We start from the raw sequence: 19312 nt of genomic DNA on the forward strand, positions 1-19312 counted from the left end.
AAGAGCCCCATACAAAATCATTACAATTTCATATGAGACTCTATTTTTCGGAACTTTTTTATAAGTAAACATAGTAGCTAATAAATTCTTATTAGCTACAGAAATAAGGTTATCATAATGATTTTTTTACATTAATAGTTTTTATTCTATCCTCTGTAATTTTATAAATTGATATATATTTATTATCAGCTACAATCTTCTCTGCAACCTTACAAAATTTTTCTTTTGTAACACCATTTTCCCCTATATTATAATCAGATAAAAATCCACATAAATAATCAGGAATTCTATTCATACCCTCCCAAAATATCTTACCATCTTCATCACTTCCAACTACAACTTCAAATTTTTTATATTCTTCCCCAAATTTATATACACATAAACAATGCCTTTGAACATTATATAGCACAAATGCTAAACGATTATAAGCAGTAGTAATTTTATCAATATCCGAAAACCAACCAACTAATTCAATTTCTATATATTGTTTCAATAAATGCGTTATATATGAAACAATAAAAGAAATGTAAATTATTTCTCTAAATAATTTTATGTTAGCTGATGGACGTTTTATTTCTTTTAAAGCGCTTTGTAAGATACTTCTAACCTCTAGGTAATATTTTTTATCTGGCTCATTGTTAATCCATCTATTCACCATTTGTAATATTTCCCTTAAATATATCTCTATATTTTTTCTATCAAATCCTCTTATTATAAAATTCTTTTTATCTAAAATAAAATTGAAAGAATATGTTAATCCACAATGATAAAAATTACAAAACTCATCACTTATTGCCCTTGCTTTTTTAATATCCGTTTTTGCTATTAGTTCTATATAACTTTGTATTTCCCTAAAGTCATATACATATGGAAATAATGTAAATGTAATAACATCATTATTCTTATTTTTATCTCCTATACAATAATCACTACATATTACCCATTTTTTAATGTCTTTATACCTATTTATATACTCTCTAAAATCACTTTTTTTATTATTCTCAATAGCCTCATTCAAGCTTTTAAAAACTCTATTCATATTAAAACACTTCCCTAACTTAGTATCAAGTATCTCTTAATTAAATTTATTAATGTACTTTTTATATAAATTTATTTCTTATAAATTCCTTTAAATCCTCTAAATTATTTGTTTTAACCTTTATAGGTAACGACTCAAAAACTATGTTTTTATACTCCATTTTAGAACTATCACTTATTCTAGAGTCTAATATAGTTACTATTCCTTTATCTGTAGCATTTCTAATTAATCTTCCTACACCTTGTCTAAGTTTTATTATCATTTCTGGTACATCAACTTCCATTAATGGATTTTCTACTAAAGTCTTTTTATAATCACTAACAGGGTCTGGTACTGAAAACGGTAATTTAAATATTATTAAACTTGTTAATGCTTCACCCTCAATACTTACTCCTTCCCAATAAGCTCCCGTACCTAATAAAACTGAATTTTTATCTTCTTTAAATTCTTTTATCATCAAATCTTGAGATACACCTTCTTCTTGTACTAATAGTTTGAACTTTAAATTTTTTTCATTTAATCCATTATATACTTTATTCATATCTTCTTTTGATGTAAATAAAATCATAGTTCTTCCATTTGTTAATTCTATTAATTCAGTAATTACCTCTATGCTTTTTTCAATAAATTCATTTCTTTGTTTTCTTGGATGTGGCATATCTTCTCTATAGTATAAAATTGAATTTTCAGCGTAGTTATATGGCGATTCTTTAGGTTCTGATAAAATAGCTTGTTCATTAACAGGATAACCTATATTTTTAATAATATATCTATACCTATCTTCATTTTCTCCACTTGCCTTATCTGTTAATGTTGCAGATGTTAAAATCGTATTAAAGTTAGGATTGTTAAAAAATAACTCTCGTATCATTTTTTGAAGTTCCTTTGGACATTCAACAATTGTAATATTATTAATATTGCTCTTCTTACCTTTCATTTCAATCCAAAATAAATAATTAGATTGATTATCTAATAAATTTTTTGTAAGACCTTCTATCTCAAATAAATTTTCCATTATATTATACTGTTGTTCTTCCACCCTATCATTCTCTACTAATTGAACTTTAATATTTAAATCTGATACAAACACTTTTAAATCATCTAATTCTTTACTTATCTTTTCTATTGTTATGTAATATCTCTCAATATCACTATCTATATTACCTATACTTTTTTTCTGCTGTATTACCTGCCTTAATAATTCATTAAATATTTTTTCAACTATAGAAAAAATATCATTACCTATTTCCAACTCCCTTTCATATCTATTTACAAAATTAATTGCTTCTCTTAATTTATTTACTAGGCTTTTATATAAATAACCTTTTTTTAACGAATTTCTAACCTTTTCTTCTAAATTATGTGCTTCATCAACAACTATTAAAGCTGTTTTATTTGACAATATACTTCGTATTCCTTTTTGTTTTTTTCTTAAATCCATAGTTAATAAATCGTGGTTGCATAATATAATTCCTTCTGTTGTTATTAACTTACTTCTTAATTTCATATACTCACAACTATCATATAATTCACAACGTTTCCCATTACAATATTCATCATCAACATTAATTTTATTCCAAATAGAATCTTTTACAGCATAAGGTAATTTAATTCTATCAAAGTTCTCATCTTTTTTAAGCCATAATTCTAACCATTCTTCTATAGTGATATTTTCTTCTAAATATTCCAATACCCTCTTACTGCACTTAAAATGAGACTTGCCTTTCGCTAATATTACATCTGGATAAATATGAATTATCTTACTTATTTTCTTTATATCATTTACTAATTGCTCTTGAAGTATTATTGTTGAAGTTGATATAACCACAGGCAAATTAGTATATAAATTAAAATATATCAGTGGAACTAAATAAGCATATGATTTACCAATCCCAACACCAGCTTCAATCATAATATGCTGATTATCCCTTATAGCTTCACTTATATCTAATGCCATATTTTCTTGGCCCTCTCTAGATTCATATCCCAATCTAGGTAATTTTTCTATAAATAAATCATAAACTTTACCTGAAATCTTTTCTCCATAATCTTTACTTATTATTTTAGTATCATAAAATTCAGTGTATTTTTCTTTAAATATCATTTCATTCTCCTATATCATTTAAATAATACATTATCATTTTACCATATTCTACATTTTAATGCCTGCTTTCCTTTTTACTTTTGATTCTGTAGCTATTTCATTATTAAAACAATTATTCCTAACCCAAACCACTCTTCTTTTTTGGTAATCCTCAATACTTTCTACAATACTATTTATTAATTCTTTACTTTTGGGAATATTATCTAATTTCTTTTCAATTAATGTAACTTCACCTATTTTTCTACCTATTAATCCTTTAGTTACTCTAACTGGTTTTATACTTTCATCTAATAGTTCTGGTAATATATCTTTAACTTTTTTTAAAACTTCTTCATCTCTTTTTTTCCAATTAATATTCTTTTTTCCTTGTTTTCTTTTCCTTTTCGGTGAATTTTCTCTTAACCAAGCCTTATCATATCTATATAAAAAATCATATACACCTCTATCAAAAGCTCTTATTTTAGTAGTTGTTGAGTGTGGATTTTCTTTTATAAAATTCAGCCATTTTTCTCTCTTTAAATTAATTTCATTAATATCTTTCTTAATCTTTTTGCTGAAAGTACAGTCAAACTCCCTACTATTAAATAACTCTTTTATATCTATTCCTAAGAAATCAATCATAAGCAGATGATATAGTGGATGAAAAAAAGTTCTATGCTTTCTTGTTATCTTAGTTAACCAACTATTATTATCTCCTACTGAAACATCACAATTTAATAACTGTAAATATTTATGTCCATAAAATTCAATAAACTTTTGGTGTAATATATCTTGATTTACTTTATGCTTACCATCTGCAATTCCTAACATAACCAATTTATTAATATAATAATCTCTAAAAAACTCCTTATTTTTATGTATATAAAAATCCTTTAAAAGATACCTCGAATTATTTATTAAAGATATCTGCTTTTTTATAATTTCTTCATCAAGCTCTACTACAATTTCTTTAGCTTTATAATTAAAGTGATTTATATTAATAAACTCCTGTCTATTCTTAACCTCTTCATTTAATACTTCAAAAAGTGAAATCTTATGCTTATCACAAATTAATATGCCTAATATTTGATGTTCTCTATGCCAATATGCCTCCCCATATTTTTCTTTATCTTCTCTAATGCATTCTTTACAATATTTTAAATTATTCTTATTACTCATATTATTATTAGATAATCCTAGTGTAGAAAAAATTCTTGACCCATCCCCACTTTTCATTAATTCAAATATAATATTAGTCCTTTCATAATCTGAAAAGGCTAAATAATATTTATATAATGTAGTTTTATTAATAAATTCTTCTATACTTACTTCATAATTTAAAGGTAAATTCTTTTTCAAATCTATGAAATTTGAAGGAAGATGTTTACTAGCAGTAACACTTACCTTCCCATATAGCTCTCTTAATAAAGCTTTAGAGTTTGTATTACCACTCCAAACTCTATACCTACTTACTAAACTATAAAAAGTTTCATCTTCATATATATAAGGAAAAAAATATATCATTGCTATTACACCTCCTGCAATAAATCATCTAACTTTTTTATATATCCTACCTCTTTCAATTTTTCATATATACTTTTATCTTCATCTTTTGCCCTTTTAGCAATACCTCTAATATCATCTTCTTTAAAGATTTTCTTATTTGTTTTAGTTACTTTACTACTTCTATTTATATCTCCTGTTATTAAATCAATAATAATCCTAACCAATCTATTCACATTTGATTCACCTATAGATAATACTCCTTCTAAATATTCATTAAATTCATTATCTTTATAACCTAATTCTAGTAATTTAATAACTACTTCTTCTTTTAAATCATTTAAGTTCTTCTGTTTAATATCACTCTTAACCTTCTTTAAACTTTCTAATTTTTCATTAAATTCTAATGATTTTTTCTCTTTTTCTATAAAAGAATCTATATTTAATGGCATAATATCATCAAAATTAGCTAATTCATTAACTTTTCCATTTTTTAATGCATTAAGCATAGGTTTCAACATTTTAAAGTTTTCTTTCGCTACTTTTTTTATTAATTTAATATCTATAATCTCCTTATTAGTAGAAATAGCCTTTACTTGAGCCATAAAAAATAACTTTAAAACAATATCTATAATTCCTTGGCTTTCCTCATAAAGAGAATTAATAATATCATTACTTAACTTTTGTGGGTTCTTAACCCTCTGATACTCCCACAAACCTTCAACTAACATTGTGAACTCTTCATTATTATCAAGCCTATTCCAAAATATATTACCTTGTCCGCAACTTCTTCTTGCTTGTCTAAATTCATTTTCAAAAAGTGGTAATACCAATTAGAATTACTGGTATAGATACTGTATTAATTAAAGTAATAAAAAAAGTGCCTTGCGCCACGCTCCCTTCAGGAATTTAATTTTAAGTATTCTAAAAGGCATAGAACCAACATCGGTTCTATGCTATATTTTTCCTATTAATTAATACTTTATTCCGTATATCTCAGTAAATTCTTTAGGTCTCATTATTCCCCCTCACGTTTCGCATGAAAAGCATGGCGGCTCATTAATATCGCTTTGATCCATCTCGTCAAAGTATTCAATCACTTCTTCAGGTATATTCTCTTTAAGCCCACAACTAGTACAAATATATATTATTTCTTCTGTATTTACTTTATCTCCTCCAACTACTTTGTCTTCGGAATTATTTTACCATCTAATATATATTTGATGATAGCATAGTTTTTATAGTTTCTTCCATTTTTTCTTCATTTTCTGATATAATTTTTATTCTTAACCGTTCTCTCATTGATCCATACTCGGGATATACACTGTCATGAAATCTCATCTTATTCTTGCAATTAGAACATTTACACGAATCTACCACCCGCTATAGCTAATATTCTATTTTCCCAACTTGCCATAGACTTTCTTATAGTTAATATCCTTTTATCTATCATTTTTATAAAATTAACTTTTCCTTTACTCCTTCTAGAATATATTCCAAAATATCTTATCATTTTAAAATTCTTCTCTGGAATATGCCTTATTATCCTTTTTATAAACTTATATACATGCACAGTCTCAACTATAACCTTATTATCTTCATGTCTAGTATATTTATAAGTTACATTTTTGCCATCATATTTAAGTATTCTTGATTCCGCTATCGCAGGAACTCCAACATATCTCTCTACATATTTTACTGCTATTTTAGCTGATTTTATCTCCGTCTTAGCATGAACATAAAATCATTTATCTTTCTTTTTATAAAGTTTGTTTTTTAGCAATTTCATTTCTTTTGTATTTCCACTTATTTTAATTATTTCATTTAATAAAACCTTTTGTCACCTTTTTCTTAGCGATTAATAAGATATGTATCTTATATGTCTCCATTCGGTTATCTTTCCTTTTCCACCTTCTGTAATCATCATATGTACATGTGGATTCCACTTTAACGCTCTTCCAAATGTATGTACTACAGTTACTATTCCCGGTGTAAATTCTTCCTTTTTTATTTAAACTATGCATCCAACTCGTAACAGCTCTAGCTGTGCATTTCGGTAATATCTTAAGCCTTTATCTATCTACTCCAAAGAACTTTCTTAACTCTTCTGGTATAGTAAAAACTATATGCCTATGCTTGACATTTATTAAATTTCCTAACATATTATCAATCCAATTATCTGTATAAATCTTTCCACACGAAGTGCAGAATCTACTTTTACATGTAAATCCAATCTTCTTTGTAGTATTACAATTATCACACTTCAATTTAATAACACCATATTTTGTATTTTTACATTTTAAAACTTTTTCTACTTCTTTCTTAACATTAGGTCTAATTTTATTTTTATATACCTTTAAAAATTCATTCTAATGATCTTCTAATATCATTTTTATTTTGCCTTTTTTCATCTGTTAAACCTTCTAATTTATAGTGAATTAATTTAATATACTTAAAGGCTAAAAGTTAGATATTATCTAACTTTTAGCCTTTAAATTTTTTTATACTTTCCTATACTTCAAAAAGAGCCTCATAAGAAATCATTACAATTTCTTATGAGACTCTACTTTCTCGAAACTTTTTATAACTTTCGAAAATTTTTATAATTAAACACTTAAAATTATATTATTTAGCGTTTTCTTCAACTGCAACTGCAACTGCAACTGTCATACCAACCATTGGGTTGTTACCAGCACCGATTAATCCCATCATTTCTACGTGAGCAGGAACTGATGAAGAACCAGCGAATTGAGCATCTGAGTGCATTCTTCCCATAGTATCTGTCATACCGTAAGAAGCTGGACCTGCAGCCATGTTATCTGGGTGAAGAGTTCTTCCAGTACCACCACCTGATGCAACTGAGAAGTATTTCTTACCTAATTCAACACATTCTTTTTTGTATGTTCCAGCAACTGGGTGTTGGAATCTTGTTGGGTTAGTTGAGTTACCAGTGATTGATACGTCAACACCTTCGTGATGCATTATAGCAACACCTTCTCTAACGTCGTTTGAACCGTAGCAGTTAACCTTAGCTCTTGGTCCGTTAGAGTAAGCTTTTGAATTAACTATTTCTAATTTACCAGTGAAGAAATCGAATTTAGTTTCAACATAAGTAAATCCGTTAATTCTTGAAATTATCTTAGCAGCGTCTTTTCCAAGACCGTTTAAGATAACTCTTAATGGTTCTTTTCTTACTTTGTTAGCTTTTTCAGCTATTTTAATAGCACCTTCAGCAGCAGCGAAAGATTCGTGACCTGCTAAGAATGCGAAACATTTAGTTTCTTCTCTTAAAAGCATAGCTCCTAAGTTACCGTGTCCTAAACCAACTTTTCTATCGTCAGCAACTGAACCTGGGATACAGAATGCTTGTAATCCTTCTCCGATAGCTTCAGCAGCGTCAGCAGCCTTTGTGCAACCTTTCTTTATAGCGATTGCAGCACCTAAAACGTATGCCCAAGCAGCATTTTCGAATGCGATTGGTTGAGTTTCTTTAACGATTTTATATGGATCTATTCCATACTCATCACATACAGCTTTAGCATCTTCTAATGTTTTCATTCCATACTTTTCTAAAACTGGAGTGATTTGTCCTATTCTTCTTTCATAACTTTCAAATAATGCCATGTCAAAATTCCTCCTTACAAATTATTCATGTCTTGGATCGATTAATTTAACAGCGTCAGCAACTCTTCCGTATTGACCTGCAGCCTTTTCTAATGCTTCATTAGCATCCATTCCCTTACCGATCATTTCCATCATTTTTCCTAGGTGAACGAACTTGTAACCGATGATTTCATTATCTTCATCTAATGCGATTTTAGTAATGTATCCTTCAGCCATTTCTAAGTATCTTGGACCCTTTTCTAAAGTTCCGTAAGTTGTACCTACTTGAGATCTTAATCCCTTACCTAAGTCTTCTAAACCAGCTCCGATTGGTAGTCCACCTTCAGAGAAAGCAGTTTGAGATCTTCCGTATACGATTTGTAAGAATAATTCTCTCATTGCTGTATTTATAGCATCACAAACTAAGTCTGTGTTTAAAGCTTCTAATATAGTTCTTCCTGGTAATATTTCTGAAGCCATAGCAGCTGAGTGAGTCATTCCTGAACATCCAACTGTTTCAACTAATGCTTCTTGGATAACTCCACCTTTAACATTTAAAGTTAATTTACAAGCTCCTTGTTGAGGTGCACACCAACCTATTCCGTGAGTTAACCCTGAAATATCTGATATTTGTGTAGCTTGTACCCATTTTCCTTCAACTGGAATTGGAGCACATGCATGATTAGCGCCTTTAGCAACAACGCACATTTCTTCAACTTCTTTTGAATACATCATTATATTGATTCCTCCCTAATTAATATTAGTTATAGCTCTCCTAAATACTCTGTAATAAATAGGCTGTACTTAACTGGGTCAGGATTTACCCCGCTGGGAATAAATCCATCCTACTTTTATATAATAACAGATGAATCAATCTCTAACAATAAGAAAATGATATTTTTTTATCATATTGTTAAAATTTATTGCTGTTTTTTCCAAAAATTATCTTAAGTAAACATTTTAATAATAAAAATGATAATTATTCTCAATTGCCTTGCCATTTATTTATACATTTTGCTATAATTAAACAAATATTTGATAATGTTTATCATTAATTTTATGATTTTCTTTGTCATATAGTTATTTCTTATATTTAAGGAGGATTTTAAATGAAAAATGTTGTTGAAATAATTAATGTTGTTGCAAGACAAATACTAGACTCAAGATGCTTCCCAACTGTAGAAGTTGAAGTTATTCTTGAAGATGGAACTGTAGGAAGAGCTGCTGTACCATCAGGTGCTTCTACTGGTATATATGAAGCTGTAGAATTAAGAGATGGAAATAAAGATTACTTCATGGGTAAAGGTGTGCAAACTGCTGTAAAAAATGTAAATGAAGTAATTGCAAAAGAATTAGTAGGATTTAATGTATTTGATCAAACTGCTATAGATAAGAAATTAATCGAGTTAGATGGAACTGACAATAAAGGTTCTTTAGGTGCTAATGCTATATTAGGAGTTTCTTTAGCTGTAGCTCAAGCTGCTTCTAACTTCTTAGGCCTTCCTTTATATCAATATGTTGGTGGGGTAAATGCTAAAGTTTTACCTGTTCCAATGATGAACATAATCAATGGTGGTTCTCATGCTGATAACTCTGTTGATTTACAAGAATTTATGGTTATGCCTGTAGGCTTTGATTCATTTGATAAAGCTATACAAGCTTGCGCTGAAGTTTACCACTCTTTAAAGAAAACTTTAAATGAAAAAGGATACTCAACAGGAGTTGGTGATGAAGGTGGATTTGCTCCAAACTTAAAATCAAATGAAGAAGCTATTGAAGTTATCTTAGAAGCTATAACTAAAGCTGGATACGAACCTGGAAAAGAAATGTTTATAGCTATAGATGCTGCATCTTCTGAATACTATAAAGATGGTAAATACGTTTTAGAACATGAAGGAAAAACTTTAACTGCAGCTGAGATGGTTGATTTCTTAGAAGCATGGGTTAATAAATATCCAATTATCTCAATTGAAGATGGTATGGCTGAAGAAGACTGGGAAGGTTGGAAGCTATTAACTGAAAGACTTGGAGATAAAGTTCAATTAGTTGGAGATGACTTATTTGTTACTAACACTTCTAGATTAGAAGATGGTATCCAAAGAGGTGTTGCTAACTCAATATTAATTAAGTTAAATCAAATTGGTACTTTAACAGAAACTTTAAATGCTATTGAAATGGCTAATAGAGCTGGATATACTGCAGTTATTTCTCACAGATCTGGAGAAACTGAAGATACTACAATAGCTGATTTAGTTGTAGCTGTTAATGCTGGCCAAATTAAAACTGGTGCTCCTGCAAGATCTGAAAGAGTTGCTAAATACAATCAACTTATCAGAATTTCAGAAGAATTAGGTGAAGTTGCTGAATATAGAGGAAGAAAAGCTTTCTTTAATATAAAATAATTATTTTCAGTTTATCTATGTAATTAGGATGATACACATTTACTAGTGTCATCCTTTTTCTATTTGTTCATATTTTCCTATCCTAATGTTACATCCAAAATCATCATAGTTATAAATCCAAGTATTAATCCTATTGTTGTTAAAGCCTTATTTTCAATAGATGCCTCTGGTAATAACTCTGAGCCTACAACTGAAACCATAGCTCCTGCTGAAAAAGCTAAGAAAAATGGAAGCATACTTCTAACACTTATGGCTGCTATTGCACCTAAAACTCCAGCAATTGGCTCCACTATACCAGATGCTTGACCATAGAAAAAACTTTTTCCTCTTGATAATCCTTCTCTCCTTAATGGTAAAGAAACTGCTGCACCTTCAGGAAAATTTTGAAGTCCTATACCTAAAGCTAAACTCATAGCTGCTCCTATTGATGCAGATGGTATTCCAGCTGCCACGCCTCCAAATGCCACTCCTACTGCTAATCCCTCTGGTATGTTATGAAGAGTAACTGCAACTACTAATAATATACTCTTCTTATACTTTTGTACTATTGAATCTTTTGCTATCTCATCATTTTCAGTTATTACACCATAAGAATACTTATCCATCATTTTATCTGCTAATATTATAAATATTCCTCCAGCAAAAAATCCTATAGCTGGTAGTATAATTTGACTATATCCTAATTCCGAACATAACTCTATTGCTGGATTTAATAATGACCAAAAACTTGCTGCTACCATGACCCCAGCCCCAAAACCAAGCATACAATTTAAAATCTTTTTATCAACAGTCTTAAAGAAAAATACTAAACATGCACCTAATGCCGTTATTGCCCATGTAAATATTGTAGCAACCAAACCTTGTACTATAGGGCTTAATCCCATAAACCACTCCATACCTTTGTATTCCTTTCTTTATACGTAGTTCTATCATTATATAAGCAATATATGATAAATTCCTACAAATTGTTCTATAATATTTTCCATAAAATACTACTATTAATAATGTTTTTTTATTGACATAAGAACTGGTATATGTTAACATTATAAATATATTAATTATGTCGGCATGGCGGAACTGGCAGACGCACATGACTCAAAATCATGCGGGCAACCGTGTGGGTTCGATTCCCACTGCCGGCACCAATTATATATCTAACAAGTAAAAAGCCTTAATATTACTCGTTTCCGTAATATTAAGGCTTTTTACTTTTATTTCTCTTCATATACTCGTTATAAGCTTTTCTAAAATATTAAAACTATCCCTTAAACTATTAATTTAACTCATTTTCCAAATTTCTTATAACTTTTGCTGGCACCCCTGCAACAATACAATTATCAGGAACATCTTTTGTTACTACAGCACCAGCAGCTACAACTACATTATTTCCAATATTAACCCCTGGCAAAATTGTACAATTACCACCAATCCATACATCATTTCCAATAGTTATTGGTTTAGAGTTAGCAATTTTTTCTCTTCTCTTTTTAGGAGATAATGGATGCCCTACCGTTGTAATAATAGTATTAGGCCCTATCATACAAAAATCTCCGATTCTTACTGGCGCAATATCTAAAATTGTGACATTATAATTTGCAATAAAATCTTCCCCTACATGAATGTTCTTGCCATTATCACAATTAAAATTAGGTTGTATATATACCTTTTCTTTTATAGAGCCAAATAAATTTTTAATTTCCTTAAGCTGAGCGTCATAATTTGAAGGATCTATGCTATTAAATCTCTTACATCCATTTAACGCATTTTCCTTTCTAGCAGCTACTTCACTGTCAAAAAAGCAATATTCAAGACCAGCATCTAATTTTTCAATTTCTCTCATTTTATTACCCTCCATTCTCTTGCGTTAACTTTCCTTATTTTATTTTTATATTCACCTATATACTAACTAAATAAATCTCAAAATTATAGTAATTTCATTATATTAATGATAAAATTAATCTGCATTTTTTATTGAAAAAGGAGATTATATAATCTTATGAATATAAATAATTTAAACAAAGAAAAGCAATTACATTATATGAGCTTTTTAAATCGAGAAAATAATTATAGACATCACTACTATGATGAAGAAATGCTTCAATATGAATACTTAAAAACAGGTAATTTTGATGCTATTGAAGAAAGTATCCGTATGTTTTCCTCCCCTACTACAGGCTATCTTTCAAATGATCCTTTACGTAACATTAAATATTTATTTGTAGCTTCTATTACACTGGCAACAAGATTTGCTATTGAAGGAGGTATGGATTCTGAAACAGCCTATAATTCTAGTGATTTATATATAAATACTATGGATAAGCTTACTACTATTGATGAGGTAAAAAAACTTCATACAGATATGTTTACTTATTTTACCACTGAAATTAATAAACTCTCAACAAAAAATATTTATTCAAAACCTATTATTCAAATAATGGATTACATATATGAACATCTATACGATACTATTACAGTATCTACCTTAGCTCATCATGTAAAACTAAATTCTAATTATTTATCTATACTTTTTAAAAAAGAAGTAGGAATTCCAATTTCAGATTATATAAGAAAAAAAAGAATTGAAGCCGCGGAAAATATGTTAAAATACTCTGAATATAATTACGCACAAATAAGCTCATATCTTGCTTTTAGCTCACAAAGCTACTTTATTAAAGTTTTCAAAAAAGAAACTGGATATACTCCTAAAGAGTATCGAAAACTATTTTTTAGAAATAGCTTTAGACAAAATAATAAGTAATATAATTGATAAATAAAACAATAAACAAATATACTTAATATATTATTTAAAATATTTTTTAAATAAATATAGAGAAGATTTTTTATCTGAGATACTCATTCTAAAATTTCTTCTCTACTTTAAACTATAACGCTGTTCCTTTTTTAGGCACAAAAAATTTAGACATTTCTAATCCTTCAAGTTCAAGTAACTTTATTTTTTTATCGATTCCACCAGCATATCCAGTAAGATTTCCATTTGCACCTACAACTCTATGACATGGAATAATAATAGATATTGGATTATGTCCTACCGCTCCACCAACAGCTTGACTGGACATACTTTTTTTATTCATTTTAAGTGCTACTTTTTTGGCTACTTCCCCATAAGTAATAGTTTCTCCATATGGAATCTGGCATAAAATCTCCCATACTATCTTGCGGAATTCTCCACCAATGGGAGCTAATGATAATTCAGAAATCTCAGGCTTTTCTCCTAAAAAATATCTATTTAACCACTGTTTTGTTGCTATAAATATGTTTAAATCATTATTTTCAACCATAGACTCTTCTATATTATCAGCAAAATACTTTTGTCCTTCCAACCAAAGACCAATTAAATTTTCTCCATCACTTACCATTGTTATTAATCCTAATGGTGATGAATAAGTTGTTGAGTACTTCATATTTAATCTCCTTATATTAATTAATATCAGATTTAAATATTATTCCAGCTTTTTTTCTTGCAATAGTTTGAACCTCACTTACTATTAAACTATGATCTAACATTTTATAACATCTCTCTAAATCATTATTATGTATAGTATCTATAAACTCTATAAATTCACTAACCATACGGTTATCATATTTATTTTCATTGAATACAGTAGTAGTCCCATCATTCATTATAACTTTTAAATTTTCACAACTATTAACTGGTGTATCTACATATATACACCCATTATTTCCTTGAATATTATTTGCAATTGGTGCTTTACAATCCTTTGCCCCAACACAAACACATTTAAATCTATCATAATCTAATATTAAAATTCCTGATGTATCTATTTCTTTTTCTATATTAGGATAATATTCAATATTTTTAGGCCTTCCAAATAATCCTACCACATAATGAATATTATAAATATTTATATCCATTAATGCCCCACCCGAAAACTCTGGATCAAATGCTGGCAATACATTCCCCTCTTTAAAACTATTATATCTACTTGAATATTGAGAATAATTGCATTGAACTATTTTTATATCTCCTAATTTAGGAAGTAATTCTTTTATCTTTAAATAATTAGGTAAGTATTCAGTAGTAATTGCTTCAAAAATAAATAGATTTCTTTCTCTTGCTAAATCACTTAATATTTTAGCCTCCTTATAATTTGATGTTATCGGCTTTTCAACTATAACATTTTTATTTTCTTCTAAAGCTTTTTTAGAAAATTCAAAATGAAGATTGTTTGGTAATGCTATATATACTGTATCTATATCACTTTTAAGTAATTCTTCATAATCATAAAAAATTTCTTTAATATTATGTTGGCTTTTTAGTCTATTTAGCTTTTCTTCACTACCTTTTCTACCATAAATAGCCCTTAACTCTACTCCATTTAAATATGGCATTATTTCTAAAAAATCTTTAACTATCATACCTGAGCCAATAATTGCTAACTTCATCTAATATAACCTCCTCTATTTACCTTACTTATGTAAAATATTTAGTTAATTATAACATAAAATAAACTGTTGGAAATTTATCTTAAATAAGCTTCCAACAGTTATTATATAATATCTATATTCATTATCTCATACTAATTTTATTTTAAAACTAAAGTTCCTTTTCTCCATCTTTTTCTTCTAATTTATTTCTTGTAAAAAAATCACTTCATTCTTATTAGTAATAGATTCTATAAAATCATTATGACAAATATCTCCTGATATTCTAAGTCCAAGTAAAATTCCAATTAAATCATTAGATGATACATTATTATTACTTATTTCTATATCACTAATCTTTACATTTGCACTTTGTATATCCTCTAATAATTTAGATGCGGCTTTAGTTGAATTAACTAAAATATATATAGTAATATTTCTAGAATTTCTATTAATTTTTTTATCAAGCTTAGAAAGTACCGCTGTAACTGATGCTATAAATAAACATCCTATAATTGCTCCTGAATAAAATCCAGCACCAATAGCTAGTCCCATACATGCACATGCCCAAAGTCCAGCAGCTGTTGTTAATCCTCTTACTTTATTTTTACCTGTAACTATAATGGTACCAGCCCCTAAAAAACCAATTCCACTTATAACTTGGGCTCCTAGTCTTGTTGGATCACTGGATATGCTATACATTTCATACATATAAATATTAGTTGTCATTGCAAGAGTTGCTCCAATAGATACAAGTATATGTGTTCTAAGTCCTGCTGGTCTTCTTTCTCTTTCTCTTCCATATCCAATTATTCCACCAAAAATTATTGCCATCAAAATTCTAATAAATATTGAAATAAAATTTAACTCTCCTAAATATATTACTATATCATTTACCCCATAAAAACACCCCCACTTTATAATATTATTTTAAACAAGGGATATTTACATATATTTTAATTTATATTTTTTTGTTACAGATTCCTAATATACTCTTATCTTAAATCATATAATAATAAAAGGTCCTCTAACAATTAGAAGACCCTTTTTATTATTACTTATTAATTATTCTTTTTCCTACTTAATCCTAATCCACAAAGTAAAGTAACAATTCCACTAATTAATGTTCCTGCAACACCTGCTGTTCCTGTTTGTGGCAATTTACCTGTAGTTGAATTTCCAGTACTTGAGTTACTTGAACCTTTATTATTATTTTTACTTGAATTTGCTGAATTTGAGTTAGCATTTGAATCTGAGTTTGAATTTTGGTTCGAGTTAGTATTTGAGTTTGAATCAGAAGATGCAACTAGTGAATTTTTAGCATTTTTAAGATTTTCTAAAGCTATATTTACTTCTTTTTCAGTAGCTTCTTCATTAGCTAATACCTTATTGGCATCTTCTAAAGCCTTTTCTACTACCTCTGCACTTTTAGCTGTATATTTACTTAAATCAATACTTGAAACTTCCTTAATTAATCCTTCAAGTAAAGACTTATCTGGAGTTAATCTTAAGCTTAAATAAGCTCTTAATAAGGTATTATAAGAAGAGTCTACTTCTTCTTGCATTGCATTTTCATCTGCAAATACTTTATTTGCCTCTTGGAGTATAGCTTCTAAATTACTCCAGCTTTCTTCTGTATAATCCTCTTTATTTAATGCATTAACTGAATTAATTAAGTTTTCTAAATCTGATTTATCTATGACTTTATTTATTGTAATACTATTGCCTAACTCTATATCCCCATTTAAAGTTGTATTTTTACCAACTGTATTTAATATTTCAATATCATTATTGCACTCTAATACTAAACTAAATGTTCCTTCACTTAATGTTGTTGGTAGTGTTCCTTCGAATTTAAACTCCCTTGCATTACCTTCTGATATTGGATTTAATATTATCTTGCTGTCTCCAATCTTTAATATTAAATTTTTATTACCAATTAAGCTTACAGCTTGATCAAAAGATAACTTAACAGTTATTTTGTCTCCTGGAGTATAACTATTCTTACCATCTAATAACTCTATTGACTCTATTTTACCTGGAGCTACAAGCTCTTCTAATGATGATTCATAATCAAACTTAATATATTCTGGCGACATTTCTATATAAGACATTTCTTTATTATCTGTTCCCTCATAAAATAATCCAATATCACCATTTGGTAACTCTGTTAAACATGAATACGCATAAGTACCCGCTTTAACTAATTTATTATATTTCCATTCAAATTCATATCTTGGTTCTCCATTAGAATGAGTTCCATTTTGTTTTATAATACCCAATCTTACTGTTCCATTTGTTCTTCCAGCTCCTTTAGGATTAGCAAATACAATAGCGTCTTCTCCATCTATTTTTTTGCTATAATTCATAACACTTAATTGACAATATGGCTCTGGCAAATTTGTATCTTCATAAACTTCAGAATCCCAAGTTGCTCCACCATCAAAACTTGTAGCTATTCTTACATATGAACCAGTGTTTCTCATAAATAGCTTTAATTGTCCATTAGGCATTTCAACTGCTTGACATTCAGTTAACTCAAGACCACCAGTCATTGTTTGTGAATCTCCAAAGGATCCATCCCCCAAATCTCTACCATCATTAGGAGACTCACCCATATTCCATGTTTCCCCATGATCATCACTATAAATAACTGCACTTGATTGCTTTCCTGCTCCATTTGTATAATATACTGGGAATACTATTCTTCCTGCATATTCTCCGTTTTTAATTTGAATACCTGATCCTGGTCCAGTTCCTAAGAACTTCATCCAATCAGCCTTGATATCTGAGTTTATATCTACTGGTTTACTCCAAGTAGCACCATCATCATCACTATATATTAAACTTAAATAACTTGTACCATAAACCTTTAATTCACAACTTGCAGTCATAACATTACCTACTACATTGTTATCTTTAGTTAATTCCATAGTATTAACATTTACATTATAATTTGTTATATTTCCTTCACTATCATAAACATTTCCTGATTCCCTTATTGTATAAAGATTTCCTGAAGCGTCATATAAGGATCTATATTTAACTCCATCAATCTCTGTATATCCACTACCAGCCTCAGCTTGCCAGAATCCGTAATTCTCTGGGAATGTAGTAACTAATAAGAATACTCTTCCTGTTTCTTCATCCTGTGTTAATGATGTATCAATAACTGATGCTCCATTAGGATAATCTATTACCTTTTGAGCTTCTTCCCACTCTCCTCCTAATGTTTTTCTCCTTATGGCTGAATCTATATCATTCCACGGTGCATCTGCGCCACCTTTATTTCTAACATCAATTGATGCTATAACAGTTCCATCCTTTGTTGTAAATAATGCAGGTATTCTAAAGTTTTGAGATCCTAAATCACCTGGTTTAAATAAATCTATCGGCTCTGTTTTCATACCTTCTGGTAGTATTTCTTCTTCTGACGGTAATACTGTTTGTCCTGTTATATCTATTAAATATTTATCTGAAAGAGCCTCCCCATAGATATCTATAAAATCAATATATCCATTAAAAGGATATTCATTACCTGAGGCTCTATCCGTTTTACCTATAAATACGTTATTAACACCAACTACTCCAGCACTTAATGTTGCGGCAGTAGTTTTAATTTCTCCAGCTAATTTACCATTAATAAAAATTTTATATCCTTCCCCACTTGTAACTTTTAAAGCTACAGTATTTATCCCTTTATTTAAAACTGCTGAAGCCTTTCCAGTAGCTACATTTCCACTTTGATTTCTTACTTCAAATCCAACTGTATTATCAGCTACATAAAGATGAAAATGTCCATTAGCAACAGTATTATTTCCAATGCTAATTAATGATTGAATATCACCTTTACTAGTATCAAACCTTGAAATTATTGTACCACTTTCTAAATTTTTAAGACTTTCAACATCACTAGATATATCTATTCCATTATTATTACTTATCTTTGTATTTTCATAACTAGCTAATGCTGTCATTTGATTTTGAGGAATTTCCTCTTCAATTATTAAGTTTTTAAACTCTTGCATCTCATCAGCTAATACGTTTACATAAGATAGAGAACTAACTGTATTAAATGCTATGGCCGAAGCCGTAATTAATACAGCAATTTTCTTTCTCTTCATAAATACTTCCCCCTTTTATACCTACTTTCTAATCACACTTAATTATATTACATATTTTCCAATTTTTGTATAGTTTTTATGCTTGTTGTGAATAATTGCGATTTATTATAAGTATATTGCGATTTAATATAGTAAATAAGTTTCCTCTCATATA

General features: G+C 28.8%; 14 protein-coding genes, 1 tRNA gene and 1 pseudogene. 3 read left to right on the forward strand and 13 right to left on the reverse strand.

Annotated elements, in window-relative coordinates; all coding sequences use genetic code 11:
• Positions 1–112: 112 nt before the first annotated feature.
• From EJJ37_RS04790 to EJJ37_RS04820, 7 genes and pseudogenes are all read right to left on the reverse strand, one after another.
• The gene (locus EJJ37_RS04790; protein WP_133014458.1) at positions 113–1039 is read right to left on the reverse strand and encodes a hypothetical protein; all 927 of its coding nucleotides are present in this window, start codon (positions 1037–1039) and stop codon (positions 113–115) included.
• 61 nt (positions 1040–1100) lie between these two features.
• Positions 1101–3143, reverse strand: a complete 2043-nt coding sequence (locus tag EJJ37_RS04795) for an ATP-dependent DNA helicase (protein WP_133014459.1) — start codon at positions 3141–3143, stop codon at positions 1101–1103.
• A gap of 48 nt (positions 3144–3191) precedes the next feature.
• Positions 3192–4646: a TnsD family Tn7-like transposition protein gene (locus EJJ37_RS04800; RefSeq protein ID WP_133014460.1), complete on the reverse strand. Its 1455-nt coding sequence runs from the start codon at positions 4644–4646 to the stop codon at positions 3192–3194.
• Positions 4647–4651: 5 nt separating this feature from the next.
• The gene (locus EJJ37_RS04805) at positions 4652–5458 is read right to left on the reverse strand and encodes a hypothetical protein (protein WP_133014461.1); all 807 of its coding nucleotides are present in this window, start codon (positions 5456–5458) and stop codon (positions 4652–4654) included.
• Positions 5459–5805: 347 nt separating this feature from the next.
• Positions 5806–7036, reverse strand: a pseudogene (locus EJJ37_RS21205) (IS91 family transposase).
• Between the two features lie 214 nt (positions 7037–7250).
• A complete protein-coding gene (locus EJJ37_RS04815) occupies positions 7251–8249 on the reverse strand; it encodes a GGGtGRT protein (RefSeq protein ID WP_133014462.1) in 999 nt (332 codons plus the stop codon).
• 21 nt (positions 8250–8270) lie between these two features.
• Positions 8271–8963, reverse strand: coding sequence for an iron-sulfur cluster assembly scaffold protein (locus EJJ37_RS04820; RefSeq protein ID WP_042396479.1), 693 nt, complete (start codon positions 8961–8963; stop codon positions 8271–8273).
• A 374-nt stretch (positions 8964–9337) separates the two neighbouring features.
• On the opposite strand from EJJ37_RS04820, the gene eno reads away from it, so the two are divergent.
• On the forward strand, positions 9338–10630 hold the full coding sequence (gene eno, locus EJJ37_RS04825; RefSeq protein ID WP_133014463.1) for a phosphopyruvate hydratase: 1293 nt from the start codon (positions 9338–9340) through the stop codon (positions 10628–10630).
• A 77-nt stretch (positions 10631–10707) separates the two neighbouring features.
• Here eno and EJJ37_RS04830 read toward each other — a convergent pair whose 3' ends face one another.
• Positions 10708–11526, reverse strand: a complete 819-nt coding sequence (locus EJJ37_RS04830; protein WP_133014464.1) for a ZIP family metal transporter — start codon at positions 11524–11526, stop codon at positions 10708–10710.
• Between the two features lie 166 nt (positions 11527–11692).
• Between EJJ37_RS04830 and EJJ37_RS04835 the strand changes: the two genes are divergently transcribed.
• Positions 11693–11775: transfer RNA gene (locus EJJ37_RS04835), tRNA-Leu, on the forward strand.
• Positions 11776–11903: 128 nt separating this feature from the next.
• On the opposite strand, the gene EJJ37_RS20985 is transcribed toward EJJ37_RS04835, so the two are convergent.
• Positions 11904–12470, reverse strand: coding sequence for a sugar O-acetyltransferase (locus tag EJJ37_RS20985; protein WP_133014465.1), 567 nt, complete (start codon positions 12468–12470; stop codon positions 11904–11906).
• Between the two features lie 156 nt (positions 12471–12626).
• Here EJJ37_RS20985 and EJJ37_RS04845 point away from each other — a divergent pair, with 156 nt between their 5' ends.
• Positions 12627–13388 carry a helix-turn-helix domain-containing protein gene (locus EJJ37_RS04845; RefSeq protein ID WP_133014466.1) on the forward strand — a complete coding sequence of 254 codons (762 nt, stop codon included), beginning with the start codon at positions 12627–12629 and terminating at the stop codon, positions 13386–13388.
• Positions 13389–13512: 124 nt separating this feature from the next.
• On the opposite strand, the gene EJJ37_RS04850 is transcribed toward EJJ37_RS04845, so the two are convergent.
• The 4 genes from EJJ37_RS04850 to EJJ37_RS04865 all read right to left on the reverse strand — a co-directional run bounded on the left by EJJ37_RS04850 (position 13513) and on the right by EJJ37_RS04865 (position 19158).
• Positions 13513–14052, reverse strand: coding sequence for a methylated-DNA--[protein]-cysteine S-methyltransferase (locus tag EJJ37_RS04850; RefSeq protein WP_133014467.1), 540 nt, complete (start codon positions 14050–14052; stop codon positions 13513–13515).
• Between the two features lie 16 nt (positions 14053–14068).
• Positions 14069–15055, reverse strand: a complete 987-nt coding sequence (locus EJJ37_RS04855; RefSeq protein ID WP_133014468.1) for a Gfo/Idh/MocA family protein — start codon at positions 15053–15055, stop codon at positions 14069–14071.
• Positions 15056–15235: 180 nt separating this feature from the next.
• Positions 15236–15868, reverse strand: a complete 633-nt coding sequence (locus EJJ37_RS04860) for an MgtC/SapB family protein (protein ID WP_133014469.1) — start codon at positions 15866–15868, stop codon at positions 15236–15238.
• 227 nt (positions 15869–16095) lie between these two features.
• Positions 16096–19158 (reverse strand): sialidase domain-containing protein, encoded by a 3063-nt coding sequence (locus EJJ37_RS04865; protein ID WP_133014537.1) that lies wholly within the window; start codon positions 19156–19158, stop codon positions 16096–16098.
• Between the last annotated feature and the right edge of the window lie 154 nt (positions 19159–19312).

The organism is Clostridium cuniculi (assembly GCF_004353185.1).
Taxonomy (GTDB): Bacteria; Bacillota; Clostridia; order Clostridiales; family Clostridiaceae; genus Clostridium; species Clostridium cuniculi.

Bases quoted from the DNA above. Each gene is read 5' to 3' on its own strand.
- EJJ37_RS04790 (WP_133014458.1), bottom strand. From the start codon at position 1,039: ATGAATAGAGTTTTTAAAAGCTTGAATGAGGCTATTGAGAATAATAAA.
- EJJ37_RS04795 (WP_133014459.1), bottom strand. From the start codon at position 3,143: ATGATATTTAAAGAAAAATACACTGAATTTTATGATACTAAAATAATA.
- EJJ37_RS04800 (WP_133014460.1), bottom strand. From the start codon at position 4,646: ATGATATATTTTTTTCCTTATATATATGAAGATGAAACTTTTTATAGT.
- EJJ37_RS04815 (WP_133014462.1), bottom strand. From the start codon at position 8,249: ATGGCATTATTTGAAAGTTATGAAAGAAGAATAGGACAAATCACTCCA.
- EJJ37_RS04820 (WP_042396479.1), bottom strand. From the start codon at position 8,963: ATGATGTATTCAAAAGAAGTTGAAGAAATGTGCGTTGTTGCTAAAGGC.
- eno (WP_133014463.1), top strand. From the start codon at position 9,338: ATGAAAAATGTTGTTGAAATAATTAATGTTGTTGCAAGACAAATACTA.
- EJJ37_RS04830 (WP_133014464.1), bottom strand. From the start codon at position 11,526: ATGGAGTGGTTTATGGGATTAAGCCCTATAGTACAAGGTTTGGTTGCT.
- EJJ37_RS20985 (WP_133014465.1), bottom strand. From the start codon at position 12,470: ATGAGAGAAATTGAAAAATTAGATGCTGGTCTTGAATATTGCTTTTTT.
- EJJ37_RS04845 (WP_133014466.1), top strand. From the start codon at position 12,627: ATGAATATAAATAATTTAAACAAAGAAAAGCAATTACATTATATGAGC.
- EJJ37_RS04850 (WP_133014467.1), bottom strand. From the start codon at position 14,052: ATGAAGTACTCAACAACTTATTCATCACCATTAGGATTAATAACAATG.
- EJJ37_RS04855 (WP_133014468.1), bottom strand. From the start codon at position 15,055: ATGAAGTTAGCAATTATTGGCTCAGGTATGATAGTTAAAGATTTTTTA.
- EJJ37_RS04860 (WP_133014469.1), bottom strand. From the start codon at position 15,868: ATGGCAATAATTTTTGGTGGAATAATTGGATATGGAAGAGAAAGAGAA.
- EJJ37_RS04865 (WP_133014537.1), bottom strand. From the start codon at position 19,158: ATGAAGAGAAAGAAAATTGCTGTATTAATTACGGCTTCGGCCATAGCA.